Source organism: Sodalis-like endosymbiont of Proechinophthirus fluctus (assembly GCF_001602625.1).
Classification (GTDB): domain Bacteria; phylum Pseudomonadota; class Gammaproteobacteria; order Enterobacterales; family Enterobacteriaceae.
This window is the reverse complement of record NZ_LECR01000068.1, coordinates 320-1,426: the sequence shown is the minus strand read 5'-3', so window position 1 is coordinate 1,426 and position 1,107 is coordinate 320. Positions and strand designations below refer to the sequence as shown.

Below are 1,107 nucleotides of genomic sequence, written 5' to 3'. Positions count from 1 at the left end.
TGCGGCTTCCGAAACGCCAACATTGGCTGCCAATTTTGCGGTGGTAATACGTTAGCTACCCCGTAGCTGGATTCAAGCATCTTTTCCAATGCCTGCAGAATATCCTCGCGCCGGTTGCATTTCGTATTCTCTTTTTCTGCCATGCTGAATATAGGGTCCCTGAGTAATCACTGTCAATATATGGTTAAACACCATACATCGGCTGTAGCGCGCGGCGCTACGGCGTTAATGGATTTGTATTCGATGCCAGGTAATGGGCTGAATCGTCAGGGGCTATGATCGCCCAGAGTGGCCGAAGCCCCCTTCGCCGCGTTCGCTGGTATCGAAGTATTCTACCAAGTTAAATTCCGCCTGCACGACGGGCACAAAGACCATTTGTGCCATGCGCTCCCCCGGCTCAACGGTAAAAATGTCCTGGCTACGGTTCCAGACCGAGACCATCAGCGGCCCTTGGTAGTCCGAATCAATAAGTCCCACCAGATTACCCAGCACGATACCATTCTTGTGACCCAGACCAGATCTCGGCAGGATAACTGCCGCCAGATTGGCATCGCCAATGTGAATCGCCAGGCCGGTCGGGATCAGGGTGGTTTCACCAGGCGTCAGCACCACCAGCTCATTGATACAAGCGTGTAAATCCAGACCGGCAGACCCTGTAGTGGCGTAAGCCGGCAGCGGGAATCGATCGCCAATGCGGCGGTCCAGGATCTTAATGTCGATTTTTTTCATCATAACGGTTAACAATCTCGTCAATTAGTTGTTGAGCGAGCAGTGATTTACCGCTCAAAGGTAACATGGTTTCCCCATCCTGCCAGAACAGATGCAATGCACTGTTATCACTGTTAAACCCTTGGCCTGTTTGGGAAACGTCATTAGCGCAAATTAAATCCATTTGCTTATTTATACGCTTTTTCCGGGCGTATTCTTCTATATTGTGGGTTTCTGCGGCAAATCCGACGACGTAAGGACGTTGTTTTGTTAGTGCGCCCACGGCCGCCACAATATCAGGATTTTTAATCAGGGTGATCATAAGGTCATCACCCTGATTTTTGATTTTTTCCGGTGAAAAACAGCTGGCGCGATAGTCTGCCACCGCCGCGCAGCCGA

Annotated in this window: 1 protein-coding gene and 2 pseudogenes; all 3 read right to left on the bottom strand. The window is 50.7% G+C overall.

From position 1 onward, the window contains the following. Positions 1 to 143, bottom strand: a pseudogene (slmA, locus tag BG74_RS17565) (nucleoid occlusion factor SlmA); the annotation flags it as partial. A gap of 130 nt (positions 144 to 273) precedes the next feature. Then, positions 274 to 732 (bottom strand): dUTP diphosphatase, encoded by a 459-nt coding sequence (gene dut / locus BG74_RS06725; protein WP_066597430.1) that lies wholly within the window; start codon positions 730 to 732, stop codon positions 274 to 276. Continuing rightward, positions 710 to 1,107, bottom strand: a pseudogene (locus BG74_RS17560) (phosphopantothenoylcysteine decarboxylase domain-containing protein); the annotation flags it as partial. The pseudogene BG74_RS17560 and the gene dut, both read right to left, overlap by 23 nt.

Excerpts from the sequence above, each read along its gene's own strand:
- dut (WP_066597430.1), bottom strand. The coding sequence starts at position 732 with ATGATGAAAAAAATCGACATTAAGATCCTGGACCGCCGCATTGGCGAT.